The organism is Kitasatospora sp. NPDC097605 (assembly GCF_040302725.1).
Taxonomy (GTDB): Bacteria; Actinomycetota; Actinomycetes; order Streptomycetales; family Streptomycetaceae; genus Kitasatospora.
In genome coordinates this window covers 1-3,880 of record NZ_JBEOSF010000081.1, presented here as the reverse complement: position 1 = coordinate 3,880, position 3,880 = coordinate 1, and the positions used below count along the sequence as shown (strand labels likewise).

The 3,880-nt window shown below is 75.1% G+C and carries 4 protein-coding genes; 1 reads left to right on the top strand and 3 read right to left on the bottom strand.

Annotated elements, in window-relative coordinates:
• Window positions 1-55: 55 nt before the first annotated feature.
• Both ABTX81_RS39380 and ABTX81_RS39375 read right to left on the bottom strand, forming a co-directional pair.
• Window positions 56-325 carry a hypothetical protein gene (locus tag ABTX81_RS39380; RefSeq protein WP_350555743.1) on the bottom strand — a complete coding sequence of 90 codons (270 nt, stop codon included), beginning with the start codon at window positions 323-325 and terminating at the stop codon, window positions 56-58.
• A 154-nt stretch (window positions 326-479) separates the two neighbouring features.
• Window positions 480-1,718: a hypothetical protein gene (locus ABTX81_RS39375; protein WP_350555741.1), complete on the bottom strand. Its 1,239-nt coding sequence runs from the start codon at window positions 1,716-1,718 to the stop codon at window positions 480-482.
• Window positions 1,719-2,641: 923 nt separating this feature from the next.
• Here ABTX81_RS39375 and lepB point away from each other — a divergent pair.
• Window positions 2,642-3,391 (top strand): signal peptidase I, encoded by a 750-nt coding sequence (gene lepB, locus ABTX81_RS39370; protein WP_350555739.1) that lies wholly within the window; start codon window positions 2,642-2,644, stop codon window positions 3,389-3,391.
• Window positions 3,392-3,623: 232 nt separating this feature from the next.
• Here lepB and ABTX81_RS39365 read toward each other — a convergent pair.
• Window positions 3,624-3,880 (bottom strand): hypothetical protein (locus tag ABTX81_RS39365; protein WP_350555738.1); only part of this gene is annotated, 257 nt, incomplete at its 5' end.

Genomic DNA, 3,880 nt, shown 5'->3' with positions numbered 1-3,880 from the left:
GCGGAGACGTGCAGCACGCCCTCGGCCACCGTGTCGGAGAGCACCAGCTCACGGGTCAGGCGGGCAGCCGGCCCGCCACGGCCTGCGTGCCGGCCGGCTGCCCGCCCCGTCCCCGGCCCGCGTGCCGGCCGGCCCGCAGCCGGTGCGGCTGGTCGACGGCACGGGGGCCGAGGTGGAGGTCACCGCCCGCGCCGAGGTCCGCACCCGCCTCGCGCGCCCGGTCCTGCCCGGCGGTGCGCTCGCGGTGACCGGCTGGGCCGGGCCGTGGCCGGCCTGCCCGCGTTCCCGGCGTGCCGGTGCCGGACCTCGCGCTCGCAGCGGTCACCGGCCGTACACCGCCGGCCCTGCGCGGCCCGTGCGACCCGCACCACGACTGCGCTCCCGGGCAACGGACCGGTCCGCCTCACCCGGCCCGGTACATCCGGGGGCGGGCCGTACCGGAGCCCCGGGGGCGGGGTCTGGTCAGGTGGCCGGGGTGGTCACCACTGGATGAGTACGGCTCCGGTGGCGCCCGGGGCTCCGTTGTCGCCGGGCTTGCCGACCGTGCCGGGGGCGCCGCTGCCCGGGGTGCCGCCGTTGATGCCGGGCGTGCCGCCCGCGCCTCCGTCGCCGCCCCTGCCGCCGAAGCCGCCCGCGCCGCCTCTGCCGCCGGCGCCGAACGCGTACTCGCCAAAGGCGGTGGCCGCCCCGCCGTCACCGGCCGCTCCGAACAGGCCGGGTGAACCGCCGGTGCCGCCGGCCGCGCCCGGGTAGCCGGGAGGAGCGGTCTGCCCGTCGAGGCCGTTGCCCCCGTCGTCCGCTTCGCCGCCGTTGGCGCCGGCCGCTCCGAAGGTGGTCTGCCCTTCGCCGTAGAGGCCGCAGTTGGGCAAGTCGAACGGGCCGGGAGCATTCGGTGCCCCGTGGCCGCCGTGGCCGCGGCCGCCCCCGGGGCCGCCGTCACCGATGGTCTCGGCGAAGCCGCCCGCGCCGTCACCGCCCGTGCCGCCGTCGCCGTAGCTGCCCGAGTGCCCGCCGCCGCCCGCGGGCGCCGTGACGAGGTCAGGCAGACCGAGCCCGAGCACCGAAACCCTGGTGGAGTTGCGGGGCAGGATCTCCAGGCTTTGCTGGCCGCTCACGCCGTCGGCGCCGTTCGTGCCGTCGTCGTTGTTCCCGGCTCCGCCGCTGCCCCCTGCCCCGCCCGCCCCGCCGGTGGTGCCCGCATGCGGCGCGCCGACGGAGACGTCCAGGTAACTGATGGTGTTCGAGGACAGGATTCCGAGGTCCAGCGTGCAGGTGACGAAGGAGCCGGCCTGGCCGCCCTGACCCCCGCCTCCACCGGCGCCCGCGCCTCCGCCGCCGCCTCCGTTGCCGCCGGTGTCGCCGCTGCTCTCCTTCTCCCCGCCGCCTCCACCCGCGCCGCCGCCCCCGCCGCTGCCGGCGCCGCCGGGCCCGCCCGGGCCCCACGCGGAGATCGTCACCCTCGTCACCCCGGCGGGGACGTCGAAGAAGTTCAGCCCTGGGGTGGTGAAGAGCTGGGAGCCGCTCGCCGCCCTGGCCGCCGGCCCGGGCGTGGCCGGAGGTTGCGCCGGGGCGGGGGTGGCCGCCGACGCCGGCAGGGGGCCGCAGAGCCCGCTCCATGCCAGGGCCACCGCGCTCGCGGTGCCTATCAGGTGCCGCCCGCCCCGGCGGGGCACTCCCGTCCCGGCCGCCGCGGCGGCTTCGGTGTCCTTCTCGCGCACGGTGTACGCCTTCCTTTCGTCTCGCTCGTAGCGGCCGGACACGGTCGGCGGTCCGGCCCCGCGCTCAGTGTCGAAAGGGCCCGCGTTCTGCGCCCGTCCACTACTCCGACCGGCCCGCAATGAGTCTCCGCCCCTCCGGACGACCGGCCGGCCGACCCCTCGCTGCGCCGGACCTCGCGCTGCTGCTCGCTGCACCGGCACCCTCGTCGGCCGCGCTCCCCGCCCGCCGCTCTGGCGGACCGGCAGCAGGCGGTGGCGGACCATCCGTACCCACGACGCGGGCGGGGACGGCTGGCGCGAGTACGACGATGCGGCGCCGGTCACCACCACCCTGGAGCTGCCGGCCGAGCACGGCCAAGAGCCGCGGGGTGTGAGTCGTTGCCGGGGGTTGAGATGGTTGTTCCGTCTTCTCAGGTGCCGAGGTCTTGGCGCATGAGTTGGTGGAAGGGGTCGCGTAGCCGGTCGAAGCCGGCGACCAGCGAGCGCAGCACGGAGGTCTCCGTCTCCGCCCGGCGAGCGCGATCAGAAGGGCGGCCGCCTCGCCGCGCAGGGGCTCGTGCCCGTCGGTCGCCATCGTCACCAGATCGCAGCCGACCTTCCGTTCCAGGGCCTCGGCGGGCTCCAGCAGGGCCGCCCCGCAGCGCAAGGCGTCCTCCCGGCTCCAATAGCGGTTCTCGTCCTGGTCCGCTCCCGAGGCCCGCACCGCCCGCGCCAGGGACGACGACGAGAGCCACGTCCGGTGGCTGTTCTGCGCCCCGCTTCCCCTGCCGGGCCTGGGGCTGCCACTGGGTGCCGACACCACCATCACTACCATCGTCAGTTCGGCGCGCTGCTCGGGCATCGACGAGGTCCAGCAGTCGGTCAAGAGGGCACCGCCCCGCGTACGGCTCTGCCGTCCGGCGTCGACCGTCAGGAGGGCGGATGTGAACGAGCACGGTGAGGCGAACGGCCGGGCACGGCCGGAGGAGAAGGCGGACTCGTCCGGGAGCCCGCAGGCTCGTTCTCGCCTGCGCGGCCTGCTGCGGCTGTTGGGGGTCTGCGTCGTGATCATTCTGCCGGTGAACGCCTTCGTGGCTCGCCCGTTCGCGGTGCCGTCGAGCTCGATGGAGAACACTGTGCGACCGGGAGACCGCCTGATCGTGAACAAGCTGGCGTACGCCTTCGACGGCCATCCCCGACGCGGGGACGTGGTGGTCTTCGACGGGAGGGGCTACTTCGTGCGAGGGTCGGCGAAGCGGGCCGGTGTCCTGGAGGGACTGCGTTCGCTGGGACGGGACCTGGGCCTGACATCGGCCGGGGACACGATCTTCGTCCTGCGCGTCATAGGCGTCGGCGGGGACAGGGTGACCAGCACCGGCCCGGGCGGGCGGATCACTGTCAACGGCATGCCGATCGACGAGTCGTCCTATCTGGCCGAAGGCGACGAACCGTCGGACGCGGCCTTCGACGTGGTGGTGCCGGATGGAAAGCTGTGGGTGATGGGGGACCATCGCAGCGCCTCCCACGACTCGCGTGACCACCTGGGCGATCCTGGTGGTGGCTTCGTGCCCGAGCGCCGGATCATCGGACGGGGAGAGTGGGTGGTCTACCCGTTCGGACACTGGAGCAGCGTGGACCGGCCGGCGGCGTTCACCGCGCCAGCGAGAACGGATGGTCAGGGGGACCAGAGGTAGAAACCGGCCGGCAGACCAGCTCGCCGCGGCCACGGGGCGGCGTCCTGCACCAGGTCGAGGTCGTCAACGACCCCGACCCGCAGGTCCGCGAGGTTGCCTGGACCGGCAGGCGGTTCTCGTCGAAGGCGCGCTCGTAGCGGGCTGCCATCTCGCGCCGAGGGGCGGTGGTGACCTCGACGTTTGTTCAGTCCCGGAGGGGCCCCGCTCCGGTCCCGTCGCCGGGCGCCGACGTTCAGGTGGTGGATGCCCCGGCGATCGCCGCCGACTGGTCGACGGCGAACTTGGCAGCAGCGGCCCTTACGTGGCAGAAGTACCCGGCCGGGGCCTCGCTGTAGCGCCAGGGCAGCGCGTCCACGAGCCGTCCACGAGCCGGAAGTGGTGCAGCGCCTCGACCGGCCGCTCCGGTGGATGCCGCGATGTGGAACCGCTCCCGCCCGTCGGCCCCTGTGCGGGACAAGGAGTACGCGGAGATCTCGCCGTGCCGGGCAC